The organism is uncultured Nitratireductor sp. (genome assembly GCF_913053745.1).
Lineage (GTDB): Bacteria > Pseudomonadota > Alphaproteobacteria > Rhizobiales > Rhizobiaceae > Nitratireductor.
In genome coordinates, this window is record NZ_CAJXGF010000103.1 from 1 (window position 1) to 16855 (window position 16855).

14 protein-coding genes and 2 pseudogenes are annotated in these 16855 nt (G+C 61.5%); 2 read left to right on the plus strand and 14 right to left on the minus strand.

Features of this window, described 5'->3' with window-relative positions; genetic code table 11:
* The 9 genes and pseudogenes from QZ638_RS16000 to QZ638_RS16040 form a co-directional block, all read right to left on the minus strand.
* A pseudogene (locus tag QZ638_RS16000) lies at window positions 1-210 on the minus strand (ABC transporter permease); the annotation flags it as partial.
* Complete coding sequence (locus tag QZ638_RS16005; protein ID WP_295812499.1) at window positions 210-1151, minus strand: ABC transporter permease; 942 nt, start codon at window positions 1149-1151, stop codon at window positions 210-212. The gene QZ638_RS16005 and the pseudogene QZ638_RS16000, both read right to left, overlap by 1 nt.
* A gap of 125 nt (window positions 1152-1276) precedes the next feature.
* Complete coding sequence (locus QZ638_RS16010) at window positions 1277-2806, minus strand: ABC transporter substrate-binding protein (protein WP_295812500.1); 1530 nt, start codon at window positions 2804-2806, stop codon at window positions 1277-1279.
* 91 nt (window positions 2807-2897) lie between these two features.
* On the minus strand, window positions 2898-4481 hold the full coding sequence (locus tag QZ638_RS16015; protein ID WP_295812504.1) for a serine hydrolase: 1584 nt from the start codon (window positions 4479-4481) through the stop codon (window positions 2898-2900).
* A gap of 79 nt (window positions 4482-4560) precedes the next feature.
* Window positions 4561-6090, minus strand: a complete 1530-nt coding sequence (locus QZ638_RS16020; RefSeq protein WP_295812509.1) for an ABC transporter substrate-binding protein — start codon at window positions 6088-6090, stop codon at window positions 4561-4563.
* A 342-nt stretch (window positions 6091-6432) separates the two neighbouring features.
* Window positions 6433-7746, minus strand: a complete 1314-nt coding sequence (locus tag QZ638_RS16025; protein ID WP_295812512.1) for a TRAP transporter large permease subunit — start codon at window positions 7744-7746, stop codon at window positions 6433-6435.
* 1 nt (window position 7747) lies between these two features.
* Window positions 7748-8269, minus strand: coding sequence for a TRAP transporter small permease subunit (locus QZ638_RS16030; protein WP_295812513.1), 522 nt, complete (start codon window positions 8267-8269; stop codon window positions 7748-7750).
* 16 nt (window positions 8270-8285) lie between these two features.
* Window positions 8286-9347, minus strand: coding sequence for a TRAP transporter substrate-binding protein DctP (gene dctP / locus QZ638_RS16035; protein ID WP_295812515.1), 1062 nt, complete (start codon window positions 9345-9347; stop codon window positions 8286-8288).
* A gap of 230 nt (window positions 9348-9577) precedes the next feature.
* Window positions 9578-11095, minus strand: a complete 1518-nt coding sequence (locus QZ638_RS16040; protein WP_295812519.1) for an aldehyde dehydrogenase (NADP(+)) — start codon at window positions 11093-11095, stop codon at window positions 9578-9580.
* 145 nt (window positions 11096-11240) lie between these two features.
* Between QZ638_RS16040 and QZ638_RS16045 the strand changes: the two genes are divergently transcribed.
* On the plus strand, window positions 11241-12269 hold the full coding sequence (locus QZ638_RS16045) for an Ldh family oxidoreductase (protein ID WP_295812521.1): 1029 nt from the start codon (window positions 11241-11243) through the stop codon (window positions 12267-12269).
* A gap of 46 nt (window positions 12270-12315) precedes the next feature.
* Here the strand turns inward: QZ638_RS16045 and QZ638_RS16050 are convergent, their stop codons facing one another.
* From QZ638_RS16050 to QZ638_RS16070, 5 genes are all read right to left on the minus strand, one after another.
* The gene (locus QZ638_RS16050; protein ID WP_295812524.1) at window positions 12316-13278 is read right to left on the minus strand and encodes a dihydrodipicolinate synthase family protein; all 963 of its coding nucleotides are present in this window, start codon (window positions 13276-13278) and stop codon (window positions 12316-12318) included.
* Between the two features lie 184 nt (window positions 13279-13462).
* Window positions 13463-14167, minus strand: coding sequence for a GntR family transcriptional regulator (locus tag QZ638_RS16055; RefSeq protein ID WP_295812527.1), 705 nt, complete (start codon window positions 14165-14167; stop codon window positions 13463-13465).
* Between the two features lie 196 nt (window positions 14168-14363).
* The gene (arr, locus tag QZ638_RS16060; protein ID WP_295812529.1) at window positions 14364-14777 is read right to left on the minus strand and encodes an NAD(+)--rifampin ADP-ribosyltransferase; all 414 of its coding nucleotides are present in this window, start codon (window positions 14775-14777) and stop codon (window positions 14364-14366) included.
* A gap of 7 nt (window positions 14778-14784) precedes the next feature.
* A complete protein-coding gene (locus QZ638_RS16065) occupies window positions 14785-15408 on the minus strand; it encodes a glutathione S-transferase family protein (RefSeq protein ID WP_295812531.1) in 624 nt (207 codons plus the stop codon).
* Between the two features lie 459 nt (window positions 15409-15867).
* Window positions 15868-16278: a TIGR02300 family protein gene (locus QZ638_RS16070; RefSeq protein WP_295812534.1), complete on the minus strand. Its 411-nt coding sequence runs from the start codon at window positions 16276-16278 to the stop codon at window positions 15868-15870.
* Between the two features lie 301 nt (window positions 16279-16579).
* On the opposite strand from QZ638_RS16070, the pseudogene QZ638_RS16075 reads away from it, so the two are divergent.
* Window positions 16580-16855 (plus strand): annotated as a pseudogene (locus QZ638_RS16075) (3-phosphoshikimate 1-carboxyvinyltransferase); the annotation flags it as partial.

Here is a 16855-nt window from a genome sequence, read left to right on the forward strand (position 1 = left end):
GTCCGTGCCCATCAGGAATTCGCCGCCCGGCGGCGAAAGACGGTTCGCGATCGAGAGCTGGCTTGGTGAATGCGTGCTCAGCCACGGTGCAAGGAGCGCGGCCAGGGCGACCACGACCAGAACGACCAGCCCGGCAAGCGCCGTTGGCCGCGCCAGAAGACGGACAAGGACATTGGGCTCGCGGCCCGCGATGGAAACTGCACCGGCCATCAGTAGCGCACCCTTGGGTCAACGAGCAGATAGAGCATGTCGATAAGAAAGTTCACGAGCACATAAAGCCCGGCGACAACGAGGAGCGATCCCTGGATCACCGGATAGTCGCGCCGCAGCACGGCCGAGACGATGAGATTGCCGACGCCGGGCAGACCGAACACGGTTTCGGTCACGATGGCGCCGGAGATAAGCAGCGCCGCCGTCAGACCGATCACGGTGAGGATCGGAATGAGCGCGTTCTTCAACGCGTGTTTCAGAACGACGCGCCATTCGGTCATGCCCTTGGAGCGGGCCGTACGCACATAGTCGTCGTTGAGAACGTCGAGCATGGAGGCGCGGGTAAAGCGCATGATCAGTGCCGAGCTGACGACACCCAGCGTGACGGCTGGCAACACCAGATGCTGGAGTCGTTCCATCAGCGTCGTATCGGGACCACCATAGCCGGAGGCTGGAAACCATCCCATATTGACGGCGAAGAACTGTATCAGCAACAGGCCGAGCCAGAAGCTCGGCACGCTGGCGGCGAGCATGGCCAGCGTCGTCATCGTCTGATCGAAAAGGGAGCCGCGCCAATAGGCGGAGGCGATGCCAACCGGCAGTGCGATCACCATGGCGATCAACAATGAGAAAATCGTCAGGAAGAAGGTCGGTTCGGCACGTTGCAGAAGCGCCGTGCCAACCGACTGGCCAAGGAAAATCGACTGGCCGAGATCGCCTTTGACGATGCCGAGAAGATACGAGCCGAACTGCACGATAAGCGGCCCCTCGAGGCCGAGACGCTCGCGCAGAGCCTTGACGTCTTGTGCCGTGGCTTCGGGCCCCAGCATCACGGCTGCGGGATCGCCCGGCGTGACGCGAACGATGACGAACACGATGGTCATCACGAGGATCATCACCGTCAGCATACCGATAAGGCGGTTGAAAACTTCCCGTACCATGTGCGTGTCGACCGCGTTGTTTTGGTTCTGGTTCGCGACGGCGCGGAGCTTGTATGGCGCCCACGCCGTCGGTTTTGTGTCCCGGTGCGTCGAACGCCGCACCGGAACGCGGATATGGTCAGGTGCTACTCTTCGAGCCAGGCGTTCCAGAAATACGGCCACGGTGCGGGGTGCATGCCCTTCAGGCTGGGAGCTTGGGCAGCCACGGCGTTGAAGTTGCCGACCTTGTATGCAGGCACTTCATCGTAGATCGCTTTTTGAACATCGGCCCAGAGCTCGGCCCGCTTTTGCGGATCGGATTCCGAGTTGAATGCCTGCAAGACCTTATGCTTGGTGTCCGAGACCCACCAGCCGGGAGAAGAGTCCGACATGATGCCCGTCAAAGACGGCTCGGGCAGGAAGGGCGAGTGGGTAATGTAGATGTCCCACAGCGCGGGGTCGGTACGACGCTGGGTGAGCGTCGCCCATTCGACGACATCGAGTTTCACGTCGAAGCCGGCCGCCTTCAGATACTCGGCGGCGACCTGCGCCATCGTGTAATGAAACTCGTATTGCCGGGACGTTAGAATGCGCAGCGGCGAGCCGTCATAACCCGATTCGGCAAGCAGGGCTTTCGCGCCCTCTGTATCGCCATTCGGCTTGTAGGGTTCCGTTCCGGCTTCGGTGTGCCAGACATAGCCGTCCGGATACATCGCACCGTCGGCCTTGAAAAACTCCTCGGTTCCGAAGGCGGCCAGCAGCATGTCGTGCGGTGCGAGCGCCGCCTGGATCGCCTTGCGCACCTTGATGTCGGCGTTGATGCCTTCCTTCGTGTTCATGACGAAGACAGGCCAACCGAAGGGCGCGAGCATCACCGGCTCCGTGCGGCCGTCGGCGATGCGCTGATAGGATTCGACCGGAATGGAATCGATGTAGTGGTATTGGCCGGCCACCGCGCCTTCGACCCGCGTGTTGGGATCGGGAACCGGTGTAAAGACGATCTCGTCCGCATACTGCATGCGGGCACCACCGTAGCCGTCGGGCTCGCCTTCGCGGCTCGAATAGTCTTCGAAGCGGACCAGATCGATATACTGATCGGGCCTGCGTTCCTTCATTCTGTAAGGCCCGGTGCCGATCGGTTCCTTGATTTCGGCTTCGCCGGCGATCTCCGAAGGCAGGATGATGGCGGCCGAATTGTTCAGCGAAAGGAGAGAAACGAGCGGCGCGAACGGTTCCGTCAGCGTGATGCGGACCGTGAGATCGTCGGCCGCTTCCACAGACGCGATGCGCTCGGCGGTCTGTTTGCCGCGCGTGGCGATTTTCATCCAGCGCTCGAGCGACGCGACGGCGTCGTCCGCGCGCATGTCCGTGCCGTCATGAAAGGTCACGCCCTCGCGCAATCGGATCGTATAGACCAGTCCGTCGTCGGAGATTTCCGGAAGCTCCGCGGCCAGTAGCGGCGTCGCTGCCCAGTTGGCATCGAACGTGTAGAGCGTTTCGAACATATGCTGCGTGATGATGCCGACGAGATCCGCGGTGGATGTCATCGGATCGAGTGTTGGCGGCTCGCCGATGGTCGCGACGGTGATCGTGCCTCCGCGCTCCTGCGCATTGGTCGGGGCGGCCAGACTCAACACGGCGGCACTCAAAAGAAAGGCAAGTTTCATGCGTGACATGTTTTCCTCCAGGGTATTTCGTTATTATGAAATCTAGTTCCCTATAAAAGAATGATACGCTGTGAATGCACAGAGTCAAGCAGGACCGGTTTCAACAGGCCGGCAATGTCAGGTTCTTGGTTCGGTCGCTGTTGATCACAAGCGCCCCGTCGGAGACCCGCACGGTGAACAACCAGGGCAATACCCAGGGAGCGAACCGCCACTGATCATGAATCGCGTCATCCACGGGATGCGCGGTATAAAGGTCTCCGGAAATGCGTTTGAGTTTGAGGAGACTCGCCCCGTCGCGCGATTCCAGGCGGAGCTGCCACTCTTCGCCACTAAGGTTCAGGGTCGCCCAAAGTCCCTCGGTCTTGCAGGCATAGGCGGCATCGGCCCGCATCGTTGGCGGGTCCTCAACCCCAGGATCGGCGCGTCGAAACGACAGCGTTCGACCAAACCGCTCAGCTTTGATGATACCGCCCTCGCCCATCGAAAGCCGGAAGGGCGGCAGAGCGCTTTGTGGCTCAAAGCGGCCGTCCTCGGTTTCGGCCAGCGGCGCGCTTCCCATGCCGGTGGTCAGCACCTGTCCGTCCGCGCCGGCCTCAACGATGAAAATCTCGTCGCCATCTGCCTGCCGATAGACACCGTTCGGCAGCTCCTGGGGGCGGGCGGCCGGCATTTTGCGGGCGTCGCCAAGAATGTGAACGGCGATCTTCTCCATCAGATCGAGCGGAGAGAAATCGTCGTGGTTTGATAGGATTGCCATGCTCAGATCGGCTTCTGGAAAGCGCACGGACAGCGAACGTGACCCGGCGATCCATCCGCCATGCCCCACACTGGGATGTCCACAAATGCGGTTGGCGATCAGTCCGATTCCGTATGGCGACCGCGTGCCGTTGATCGTGGCGCCCGAACGCTCCATTCGCTCGATCAGCGCCGGATCGCAGATCGTCGGCCGGGAGAGATGGCGCAACCATCGCAGCATGTCGTCAGCAGTGGAGACCAGTCCACCCTCGCCACCAATGGCGATGCCCCAGGCAGACCGCAGCCAGTTGCCATCCGGCCCGCGCCGGTGATGCGCGGCCAGCCGCGGCAGGATTTCGTCATCACGCACCATAAGCCGCGTATCGGACATGCCGAGCGGCCCGGTGATGCGCTCGGCCAGGAGCGCTTCGAAGCTCCGCCCTGAAACCGCTTCGAGAATCTCGGTCAGGAACAGAAAATTCGTGTTGCTGTAGAGCAGATCTTCGCCTGGTGCGAAGTTGAGTTGCGCACTCCGGCTTGCAACGCGCCGCGCGAAATTGCGAGAGGACGGCGCCGTGATGGGCGTACCACCGATGATCATTCTGTCCAGGATATCGCGCAGACCACTTGTATTGGTCGCAAGGTGCCTCAGGGTGATCCGCGTTCCGTAGTCGGGCAGATAGTCCAGATAGTCGTGGATATCGTCATCCAGCGACAAGCGCCCCTCCGTCTCCAGCATAAGCGTCAGCAGGGTCGTGAACTGCTTGCTCTGCGAGGCGATTCGCAGGACCGAGCGGAAGGTCAGGGGACATCCATGAGCGAGATCAGCCATACCATAGGCGCCACGATGGATATCTTCATCCCCGCGTGCGACGGCAACGATCACGCCCGGCGAGCGCTCGCCGTTCCATTCGGCGCACAGGTCGTCGATAAAACTGGAAAGGTTCATGTGGCTGCTTCGATCCGTTTGATACCGAAAAAGAAAGGCGAACCCCGAAAGTCGGGATTCGCCGCAGCTTCTGTGCCCGCTATTGTTCTTCGCTCAGGGAGACGTTCCAGAACGCCGGCCACGGACTTGGCCGGAAACCTTCAAGGTTGGGAGACTTTGCAGAAAGTGAAGCGAAGTCGCCGATCTTGACGATCGGTGCCTGCTCGAAAATCAATGCCTGCAGCTTTTCCCAATTGGCCTGACGTTCGGCCAGGTCGCTGGTGCTGGTGAAGGCGTTCAGTGCGGCTTCCTTCTCCGGCGTGTCCCACCATCCGCCAGCGGACTTGGAAAGAATGAAGTTCAGAGCCGGTTCCGGCAGGAAGGGGCTGTGGGTGATGAAGATTTCCCAAAGCTCCGGCTTCTTGTTGCGCTGAACCAGCGTCGCCCAGTCCACCACCTGCATGTCGACCTTGAAGCCGGCTTGCTGCAGATAGGCCTGAGCGACCAGCGCCATCTTGTAATGGAACTCGTACTGGCGCGAGGTGAGAATGCGCAGAGGCTTGCCATCGTAGTTGGCCGCAGCGAGGAGCTCCTTCGCCTTTTCGGCATCCGCCTGATTGTAGAGCTCGATGCCGACATCCGTACGCCATGCGTAGCTCTCCGGGTACATCGGACCGTCGACGGCATAGAACTTGGTGTCGCCAAAAGCGGCTGCCAGCATATCCTCGGTATTGAGCGCGGCCTGAACTGCCTGGCGGACACGCATATCGCTCAGCAGCCCTTCCTTGGTGTTCATCACGAAGATGGGCCAGCCGAAGTGTTCGAGCAGGACGGGCTCGCTCTTTCCGGATTTGAGACGCTCGAAGGATTCGACGGGCAGCGTGTCGACGAAATCGAACTGCCCGGCGATGGCGCCCTCGGTACGGGTGTTGATATCCGGCACAGGAACGAAGCGGATCTCGTCGAGATAGCTTTGCCGTGCCCCGCCGAAGCCCGATGCATCGTCCGTCCGGGACGCATAGTCGTCAAAACGGACGAGTTGAATATACTGATCCGGCTTGTGCTCCTTAAGCTTGTAAGGGCCTGTGCCGACATAGTCCGTCAGTGGATTGGCAATCTTCTCTTCGGGAAGAATGATCGCAGCCGAGTTGTTGAATGCCAACAGCGAGAGAAGCGGCGCATAAGGTTCCTTGAGGGTGATTCTCACCGTTTTCTCGTCCAGCGCTTCGATCGACTCAACATCCCCGGCGACCTGTTTGCCGCGCGAGGCGACCTCGAGCCAACGATTGAGCGAGGCGATCACATCTGTCGCGGTCATCGGGGATTCATCGTGAAAGATAACGTTGTCACGAATGGGAATCGTATAGACACGTCCGTCATCGGATATCTGAGGCAGGGTTTCCGCCAACAGGGGCGCGACGTTCCAGTCGGCATCGAAGGTGAAAAGCGTTTCGAAAATGTGCTGCGAAATCATCCCGACGATGTCTGTGGAACTCGCCATGGCATCCAGTGTCGGCGGCTCACCGATCGTCGCGATATCGACGACGCCGCCCTTCTCCTGCGCGACAACTCCAGTCACCGAGCCGAAGAAGGCGGCTCCGATGAGACAAGCAATTTTAAAAGCTCGCATAATGCCCCTCTCTAATTATGGAATATATATTGCAATTAAATAATAAGCCGACCAACACTGTGCTTGTCAAGTCGGTATTGGGCGCCTGCTCGCATCTCCGGATTGGCGATACGGCCGCGTCCATCCTGGATGTGTTGCTGCACTCACGCCGCGCGAGAACCGTCTGGGAACGACAAATCGACACCGGACGGCCGGAGGGAATCCTGAATTCGCCGGATCTTGATCGGTAAAAGGCAAAGGGTGGCAGGCTGCTGTCGCCGCTTCGCGCCCTTCTGCAGTGCCCCGCTGTGCGTCGTCGGTATCGCAGGCCGGACAACGCGATAGCGCACGCCCGGCCGCACCTCAGAATCCGACGATTTTGTCCGGCAACCAGGTGGATAGCGCCGGGAAGGCAGCCACCAGAAGGAGGGTCAGCACCTGCAGCAGGATAAAGGGCAGCACGCCGCGGCACATTTGTCCGTAAGTCATGTTCGGCGGCGCAATGGACTTCAGATAGAAGATCGAGGACGCCATGGGCGGAGTGAGATAACCCGTCTGAATGACAATCAGAACGAGTGTCGCGAACCATACCGGATCGATGCCCGCGGCGCGAATGAACGGGGTGAACAGAGGCACGCAGATCAGGACATTTGCCGTCCAGTCGAGAACGAAACCAAGGACAAACACCACCGCCAGGAAGAAAACGATCATGCCCGTCGGCCCGAGGCCCGCGCCGTCGATGACCTCGCGGATCAACCGGGCTCCGCCATTGGCGGCGAACGCACCCATGAACATGGTACCGGCGGCGACGATCAGCAGGATCATCGCCGAGATCCGCACGGTGATCGCCAGCGATTCGCGCAGCATCGCCACCGAGAACCGTCGGTTGACGACGCACAGGACGAGCGCGCCGGCGGCCCCCACCGCGGCCGCTTCCGTGGGCGAGGCGATGCCCGCCAGAATCGACCCCAGAACGGCAACGATCAGGAGGATGACCGGCAACAGAACCGTTGCCGTCAACCGCAATTTTTCGGCGAGGTCCACGGGCTCTTCAACGGGATCGTCAGCCGACGGCTTTGCCGGATAAAGCACGCCGTGAATGAAGATGTAAGCGAGGAACAGAACCACCATCAACAGGCCCGGCAGCATCATGCCGGCCAGAAGTTTGCCCACAGACATCTGCGCAAGCGACGCGTACATGACGGCAATCACGGAGGGCGGGATCATCGTGCCCAAAGAACCGCCGGCACAGATGGTTCCGGCGATCAGCGTGTTGCCGTAGCGCGCCTTCTGCATGGCCGGAATGGCCATCATGCCGATCATGACCTCCACCGCGCCGACCACACCGGCGGCGGCGGCAAAGATCGCCCCCATGGCGATGGTGGCCAGCGCGAGCCCGCCGGGTAGGCGGGACAGCCAGAGATTCATCACCCGGAACAGGCGCTCGGCGATGCCCGAGCGTTCCAGCAACGCGCCCATCAGGATGAACATGGGGATCGCCGAGAGAATGAAATTCGTCGACGCGGAATAGAACGAGCCGTAAAGCTGGTTGAACGCCACCGACCCGAAGGCCGCGAGGCCTGCCCCCACGGCAACGATGGTGAGCGAAAACGCGATCGGCAATCCGAGAAGAATCAGCGCAAACAGCGCCGGGAACATCAATCCTGCGATGAGCATGTCAGGTCTCGATCTTGAAGCTGTCGTCGTCGCGCGGGTCGAACAGGGCGCGCAACCCCTCGGCGAGAAGCTGGAGCGCCAGCGCGAAAAGTCCGATCGCCAGCGCGCTGTAGAAGGGCCACATCAAAGGCGCCCACGGGCTGACATGCTCCACCTCGCCGGTCGTCCAGGCGCGCCAGGCGCGCTGGCCGGCAATCGATGCGAGCCACGTGAAAACCGGGAAGAGAACGACGAGAAACGCCACGCCGTCGATCGCGCCACGCACCCGCTTCGGCAGGCGCGACGACAGGAAGTCGATGCGCACATGGGCATCTTCGCGCAGGGCCTGCGCCGCCCCCAGAACGAAGAGCACACCGGTGCTCATATAGGCGATGTCGAAGGCCCACAGGGTCGGCGCGCCGAAGACATAGCGCGCCACCACTTCATAGAGCATGGAGGCGATCAGGATCAGCACCATCGCCTGTGCGATGACGTTCAAGCCCGCGGAGATCCGGTCTGCAACGGCAAGGACAGCACGTTTCAAGATCGCCTCCCGCGTTTTATTTTTCGTTGCGGATCAGATAGCCGCTCTGCTCGGCCCAGCGATCCTCATAGGCGAAATACCCGTCGAGGATTTCCGCCATGCGCGGCTTGCCGTCGGCCTTCTGCGCTTCGGCGGTCTTGCGGATCCAGTCGCGGCCCGCATCGGACAACTCCTTCTGGAACCCGGCGTCGAGCTCGATCACTTCGGCCTTGCCGGAACGCAAGGTCTCCATCGCCTTCATGTCCTGGTCGTAGAAATGAACCAGCGACTGCAGCGTGGTCAGTTCGGCCGCGGCTTCGATCTTCGCCTTGATCGCATCGTCGAGCGCATCCCAGGTTTCCTGCTTGACCACGACTTCCCAGAGGAAGGTGGGCTGGTGAACGCCCGGCACGACGATATAGGGCGCGGCTTCATGGAAACCTTCGGGCAAATTGCCCGAGGGCGGGCCCCATTCGATCGCGTCGACGCCCTTGCGCTCGAGCAGCGTGTAGATTTCGCCCGGCGGCACGACGGTCGGAACGGCGCCGAAATAGTCGCGCATCACCTCAGCCCAGGGGCCGGATGTGCGGTATTTCAGACCTTTGAGGTCGGCCGCACTTTTGATCGGCTTGTTGGCATGCGCCATGATTTCGGAAGAGCCGATGCCCACAACCAGCGACTTCAGCCCTTCTTCGGCGCGAATTTCGGCGAGCTTTTCCTTGCCGCCTTCTTCGAAAATCCAGGTCGAATAGGCCTCGGGACCCATGCCGCCTGGGAAGCCGGCGAAGATCGCGTTCACCGGATCCTGGTTGACCAAGTAGCTCGGCGTCGAATGCCCGGCCTCCACGATGCCGTCTTTCACGCCGTCATACACCTGCAGCGCCGGCACGAGAATGCCCGCCCCGAAGGGCTGGATTTCAACAGCGCCGTCCGTCAGCAGGTCCACATTGTCCGCAAAGCGTTCGAGAAAATTCACATAGAAGGGCGACCCCTCGGGCACCGAGGTGGGAACCCGCCAGGTCACTTCCTGCGCCTGCGCACCGAATGCGGCAAACGCCACGGCCCCTGCCAGGGCCAATCGTTTCAGGCCGAGAAACATCTCAACTCCTCCATTGTTATTTTTTGAGCCCGGCGAACCCGACCGGGAATGCACTCAAATTTTATACATCTCCAATTCTCTATGTCGACAAAAAAAATAATTAAATTTTTTAAGCCTCCCGTATCGCTTCGATATATGGAAATCGGCGTTCCGAACGAAAGGCGCGGCGCGCATTGTCTGCACGCCGCGTCCGTGAAACCGGACCCTGGAGACGGAGAACGCCGTCAGGATCAGCCTCGCGCATCTTCCGGCAACAGGGCCTCGGGCATGTTCTGGTAACACACTGGTCGCAGGAAACGACGGATCGACAGGGTTCCAACGCTGGTGGCACCGAAATTCGTGCTCGCCGGATAGGGGCCGCCATGAACCATGGAATCGACGACCTCGACCCCGGTGGGAAACCCGTTGACCAGAAGCCGGCCGGCCTTGCGCTCCAGTATCGGCCGCAGGGCCTGGGCATCCGCTATGTCGCCATCGTCCATATGGAGCGTCACTGTGAGCTGCCCCTCGAGCCCGCGCGCAATGGCCTCGACCTCATCAGCCGAATCGGCACGCACCACCAGTCCTAGGGGTCCGAAAACCTCGTGATGCAGCATTGGGTTTTCGAGGAATTCCGCGCCCGTGGTCTCAAAAAGCGCGGGAGAGGCATTGCGTCCTTCCGCATCCGACACCGTTACCGGGCGCGCGACGTCGCTGTGCGCAATCCGGTCCCGCCCGGAAGAAAACGCCTGAGCGATGCCGTCGGTCAGCATGACCTGCGCATCCACCTGCTTCAGCCCCTCTGCCGCAGCCGCCACGAAACGGTCGGCCGTCGTGCCCGCCAGAACCACGGCGATGCCGGGATTGGTGCAAAACTGCCCGGCACCCATCGACAGGGACGCGGCCCAGCCGCGCCCGATTTCCTCGCCCCGCGCCTCGAGAGCCCGAGGCAGAAGGAACATCGGATTGACCGACCCCAGTTCGCCGAAGAAGGGGATCGGTTCCGGCCGCGCGGCACACAGATCGAACAGGGCGCGGCCACCCGCAAGGCTACCGGTGAAGCCCACGGCCTTGATCAGTGGATGCTGAACGAGCGCCTGGCCGACACTGCGGTCACCGCCCTGGATCAGCGAGAACACGCCGGCCGGCATGCCGCATTTGTCAATGGCCGCCCCGATCGCCTCCGCGACGATTTCTCCGGTGCCCGGATGCGCGGAATGTCCTTTCACCACCACCGGACAACCGGCAGCCAACGCGGCAGCCGTGTCGCCGCCGGCGGTCGAGAAGGCGAGCGGAAAATTGGAGGCGCCGAAAACGGCGACCGGTCCGATCGGGCGCTGCACCATAATCAGTTCGGGGCGCGGCGCAGGCTTGCGGTCCGGCTGCGCCTCGTCGTGACGACGATCCAGATAATCGCCCTTGCGGATGTGATCGGCAAACAGGCGAAGCTGGCCGGCGGTGCGGCCGCGCTCTCCCTCCAGGCGCGCAGCCGGAAGTCCCGTTTCCTGCGTGCCGATTTCGGTGATATCGGCGCCGCGGGCTTCGATTTCATCGGCGATGGTTTCGAGGAATGCAGCGCGTTCTTCCCGCGTGCAGCGCGAGTAGGTCTCAAAGGCCGCCTCGGCGGCGTTGACCGCACGGTCGACCAGATCGACCGTGCCCGTGGCATAGCGGTGTGCGGGCCCGTGCGCCGGGGACGATTCGAACGTGTCGCTGCCGGCGATCCATTCGCCGGCGATCAGGTGCTTTCCGTGTGGTGTGAAGGGCATCGGCTCCCTCTTTCGGTTTGAGTTTCGGGTCGTCTGCATGCGATCAAGACCCGTTGGATTCGCATGCTGCATCTTGCATCCGTCTTTATCTGCATACAAAAAGTATGCAGGATTGCAACCAGGCAACCGGATGAAAGGATATTTTATGACCGATACCATGCTGGCCATCGGCGACCTCGAACGCATCGTCGAGGCGATCATGCGCAAGGCGGGACTGTCGCCGCTTCATGCGGGCGCGCTCACACGGGTGATCGTTGCAGGTGAGCGCGACGCCTGCAAATCCCACGGCGTCTATCGGGTCGAAGGGTGCCTGCGCACCATCAAGGCCGGCAAGGTCGTTCCGGATGCCGAGCCGACACTTGCCCGCGACGAGAGCGCCATCGTGCGCGTCGATGCAAAAGGCGGCTTCGCCAACGCCGCCTTCGAACTCGGTGCGCCGGTTCTGGTCGAAAAAGCCCGGCAGCTTGGGCTTGCAGCCCTTGTTATCAACAACTGCACGCATTTTTCAGCTCTCTGGCCCGAGATAGAAGCGCTCACGGCACATGACCTCGCCGCGATGGCCATGTGTCCAAGCTATGCAAGCGTCGCGCCCGCCGGCGGCAGCGGCCCGCTTCTGGGCACCAACCCGTTCGCCTTCGGATGGCCGCGGCCCGATGGTGACCCCTACGTCTTCGACTTCGCCACCAGCGTCGCCGCCCGCGGCGAGATCGAGCTCTACCGCCGCGCCGGCAAACCGCTGCCTGAAGGCTGGGCCATCGACAGAAACGGTGCCCCAACGACGGACCCCGAGGCCGCGCTCGACGGTGCGATGCTCCCCTTTGGCGCACACAAGGGTTCGGCGATCTCGACGATGATCGAACTGCTTGCAGGCGTGATGATCGGCGACCTCACGAGCCCGGAAGCCCTGGATGCGCTCGGCACCACAACCCTGGCACCGGCCCATGGCGAACTGATCCTCGCCTTCGATCCTGCCCGCTTTGCAGAGGGACGCGCCGGCGATCCCATCGTCCGGGCCGAAACCTTGTTTGAGGCCATGCTCGGCCAAGGTGCCCGCCTTCCCTCGCAGCGCCGCTTTGCCGCCCGGGCGAAGGCCCGCTCCGAAGGCATTCGCCTCGGCGCCGACGAAATGGCAATGCTCGAACACTTGCGCGAAAAGGGCCTCGACGCCGTCTGACGAGGGAAAGAGCCCTCCCGCTTCGGGAGGGCTCCACCAAGAGGTTTCAGGCTGCGTATTTCGCGACCGCGCCGGGCAGTTTGCTCCAGTCGGCATACCAGTCGCGGAACAGCCGATACTGCGCTTCGGCATAGCCACGCTGGCTATCGGACAGCGCATCGGTCTCGTTGAAATGCAGGCGGTATTCCTCGTCCCCGTTCAGCACCATCAGATACTTGTAATAAAGGACGAGATCAGCGCCCTCGTCGAAGGACGACAGCACCGCCAGAGCGGCGTCGAGTTCGGCGGCGCGTTGCCGCGCGTCCGCGTCGCCGGCGGCAGCCGCCTGGCTCAGCGCAACGAGATGCAGAACCTCGCGGGGAAGCACATTGCCGATACCGGTAATGGCACCGTCTGCACCACAATTTACGAAGCCGTGATAAACCGTCGTATCGACACCGATCATGAGTTTGATCGCAGGATCGCCGCTGGTGATGTTCTCTGCCGCATAGCGCAGATCGGCTGCACCGCCAAACTCCTTGAAACCGACCAGATTGGAATGCTCGGCGCGCAGCGCGAAGAACAGATCCGCACGGGTGGCGAACCCGTAATAGGGACTGTTGTAGATCACCGCCGGCAGCTCAGGCGCTGCCGAAAGAATGGCCTTGAAGTGGTTCCGTTGCGCCGCGGCCGAGGTGCCGCGCGAAAGAACGCGCGGGATGACCATGAGTCCTTCCGCGCCGACTTTGGCCGCGTGAGCGGCATGCGCGACCGCGCTGGCGGTGTTTACTGCGCCCGTGCCGACAATCACCGGAACGCCGGCTTCGACCAACCGCGCAACGCCTTCCATGCGCTGTTCGTCCGTCAGAAGCGGCCAGTCGCCCATCGACCCGCAATAGACCACGGCGCGCATGCCGGTCCCGATCAGTTCCTTGCCCTTGCGCACCAGCGCATCGAAGTCAGGGCTGCGATCAGCCTTGCAAGGGGTCATCAGGGCGGGAATGCATCCCGAGAAAATGTGATTGCTCATGCCGATCTCCTTCAAAGGCCTGATCTCGTGCGCCGCACCGCTTCCACCGGCGGCCGCATTCAGTTCGGATCAGCAGGAAAATATCACTTGTATTTTTTTTGTCGACACAAATTTTCACGCATCCCGACGCTGACACTGCCAGTGGCGTCGCGCGGGATTTCCCGACGACCGGCAGGATGGCTTCCTAAAGTGCGATTTTCTGGCGGTGATCCCGGGCGATCATGTTGCGAATCTGCTCGACGATCTGGTCCGCATGCTCATTGGCCAACGCATCGGCCTTTTCCACATCGCGCGCTTCGATGGCCGCGATCATGTCTTCGTGCTCGACGACATAGCGTTGCGGCAGTTGATCGTTGAACGAGGAATAGTAGAGGCGCAGCAGGCGCCTTCCCTCATCCAGAAGGCGCAGGAACAGACTTTCGTAATAGGGATTGCGCCCCGCCACGGCGATGGCGGCGTGAAACTCGCGGTTGGTGGCGATCATCCCCAGCGCGTCCTGCTCATCGACGGCCTTGGCGAACTCCGCCTGGCGCGCGCGAATCGTAACCAGATCGTCGGCCTGGTGATTGAGCGCGGCCAATCGCGTGGTCACGCGATACATCAGCGTTATCGCGTCGAAAAACGTGTGCAGGTTCAGGAAATCGATGTTGGCGACCACGGTTGATCGGTTGGGCAAAGTCGTGACCAGGCCCTCGCCGGCAAGGCGTACCAGAGCCTCGCGGATCGGCGTGCGCGACATCGACAGGCGCTGCGCAAGCTGGATCTCGTCAATCGGTGTCCCCGGCGCCAGTGCCAGGTCCAGTATCTCGTCACGCAGCACGTTGTAGACGAACTGTACGCCGGAACCGCGCTTGCGTTCGGCGGGTTTGCGCGTGGCGCTCTCGGACATGACTGATCCTTATGTGTACAAGAAAAATACTGTTAGGAACGAATGGGCGTGATCGTCAAGTCTGCTTGCGAAACTGGTTGCGCCACCCCGAGACAGCCTGATGTCTGAAAGGCTTGCTGGCGTGATGGTGACGGCGACAAGTCCTGGCCTTGCCGCCGCCGGTTTGCGCAATTCCAGCCAAATATAGCTGAAAGAATCAGTCGATTGGCTCGACCCCCTGAGCCTTCAGCCGGGCAAGATGATCGCGCATGTGTTTCAGTTGCTCCGGCGAATGGGGTTCCCACTCGTCGACCTCTCCCAGAACGCGGAGGGGCTCGCGGGATCGGAACGATTTCGTGGGATTGCCGGGAAACTTCTTGTCGGTGAGATTGGGATCGTCTTCGAAGATGCCCGTCGGTTCAACGATGTAGATTCGTTCCCTGCCGTCCCCAACGGCCAGTTCCGCTCCCCAGGTCGCCGCATCCAGCGTGCCGGTGAAATACACCCAGGACATCGCCTTGCGCGACCCGAAGTTGGACTGGCGGCCGGCCGTGATAAGATCGCCAATCGAAAGGTCGGCCCTGGTGCCGTGATACCAGAGCTCGGATTTCGTCCGTGCCTGCGTTCTCATCAGTCCCTCAATCGGCTTTTGCGAAATGTGCCATCTGGTCGGCATGGGCCTTCTTGAACGCGGGGCGCTCCGTGATCCGCGCCACGTAGGATTCCGTCGCCGGCCGATCCCCGAAGGAACGAACCTTGTTAACCCGCAGCACATCGGCCATCAGAAGGTCCGCAACGGTAAATCGGTCGGCCGCCAGCCATTCCCGCTCCTTGAGCACGGTCTCCACGCGGTCGAGGCGGCTCTCCAGCCAGCCGGTCAGAGGGTTCTCCTTGGCGCCGGTCACTTCGATGAACCACCAGGGAACCGAAACCATTTCGACCGAGTTGAGCGCAGCGATCGACCATTGCAGCGTCTGGGCTTCTCCAACAGGGTCGCGCGGCATGAGGCTTTCGCTTTTTCCGGCGAGATGCAGCAGCCCCGCTCCGCTTTCGAAGATTTCAACCTCACCATCGCTCAGGAACGGGATCTGGCCGAAAGGCTGATGCGCCAAATGATCCGGGCCTCGGTCTTTGAAGGGGACGGTTCGAACGGAGTAGGCGAGATCGGCCTCCTCGCATGCCCATCTCAATCTTATGTCGCGCACTAGGCCGCGGGGGCCTTCGGGAACCCAGTCATACGTCCAAACAATCAATTCACTCATGGTATCCAATCCAGTTAAACCGGCACTCCCCAAGTGGCATGACGCCGCCGGCACGATTGCCTGATTTTCCCTGACGTTCAAGATCGCCACACCGAGGCCCGTTTGAATCCAAAAGCAAGGCAACACCGCGCGCGCGAAGCCACGTTCGCGACCAAGCCCAAATCGGGCACGCCCAACGCGCAACGAAACGGGGCAATCGGTGCCCGAATCGACGAATCGTCTGTCGAATCTTCAGAGGAAAAATGGTGGAGCCAAGGGGAGTCGAACCCAACTGAGCTATGGCCCCACCCTCCGGCGATTTGGCCGGCCGCCGTTTCCGGCGAAGAGGTCCGGCAGGCCCGTCGGGCCAACCGTGTGGGCGGCTTCTAAACCTGCCCGGCGGGAAGATCAAGCCCCGATTTTCGCCTCTGCGTCATCTTGTGCCGCCGGCTGGGGTTTTCTTCTCGCATGCTGAAAAAGTCAGCTCTCGTCGTCGTCGTCGCCGACGCCGATGAAATCCTTCACATCGTCGTCATCATCGTCATCGTCTTCGTCGAGGAATGTATCGTCGTCATCGTCGCCGATATCGACATCTTCGTCGTCATCGCCGTCGTCGTCGTCCATATCGGGGATTTCGGCCTTCTTGCTGGACGAAGCCTCATCGTCGGCATCTTCGAGCGAGACCACCTCCGGCCCCTCTTCCTCGCTGTCCAGTTCCTTTTCCTCCACTTCGTCTTCTTCATCCGTGGAGGTGTCGCCGCCAGCCTCGAAAAAACTGCGCGGATAGGTCTGGCCCGTGTAAGGAGATACGATCGGGTCCTTGTTAAGGTCGTAGAATTTGCGGCCCGTCTCCGGGCAGATACGTTTGGTTCCGAGTTCCGGTTTAGCCACCTTGCTGCCTCATCGTCTTGCGGTCGGCCCAGCCTGCGACGGCTCTATCGCGGCCGGCACCGGAAGCGCTTCCTGCCTTACTGAAAATTTCGGTCCCCATAACGGCAAGTCGCGCACCTGTCAAAGCCTAATGCACACCTTGGAAAGGCCTCCACTCCCAAGGTTGCCTCCCTTTACAACCCCGTCGGGGGCCATCCGTCAACCGGGGGATGACCGGCTATCCTCATCATGCTAGAGCGAGCGGGGAAAATCCGCGAATAATCTGCCGCCCGGCAAAGCGCCTACCGCCAAGGATCACACAATGCACGAACACGAGCCGCGCCCCCTGAGCGCCAGAAAGTCAGACGCCCTTTCCGGCCGGGCGCGGGTGCCGGGCGACAAGTCGATCTCACATCGGGCGCTGATGTTTGGCGGACTGGCGTCTGGCGAGACCCGGATCACCGGCCTTCTGGAAGGCGAAGATGTGCTGCGTACCGGCGCCGCCATGCGGGCCATGGGTGCAAAAATCGACAAGCAGGGGGAGCAATGGATTGCCATCGGCACCGGCAATGGCGCGCTGCTCGAACCCGACGCCCCC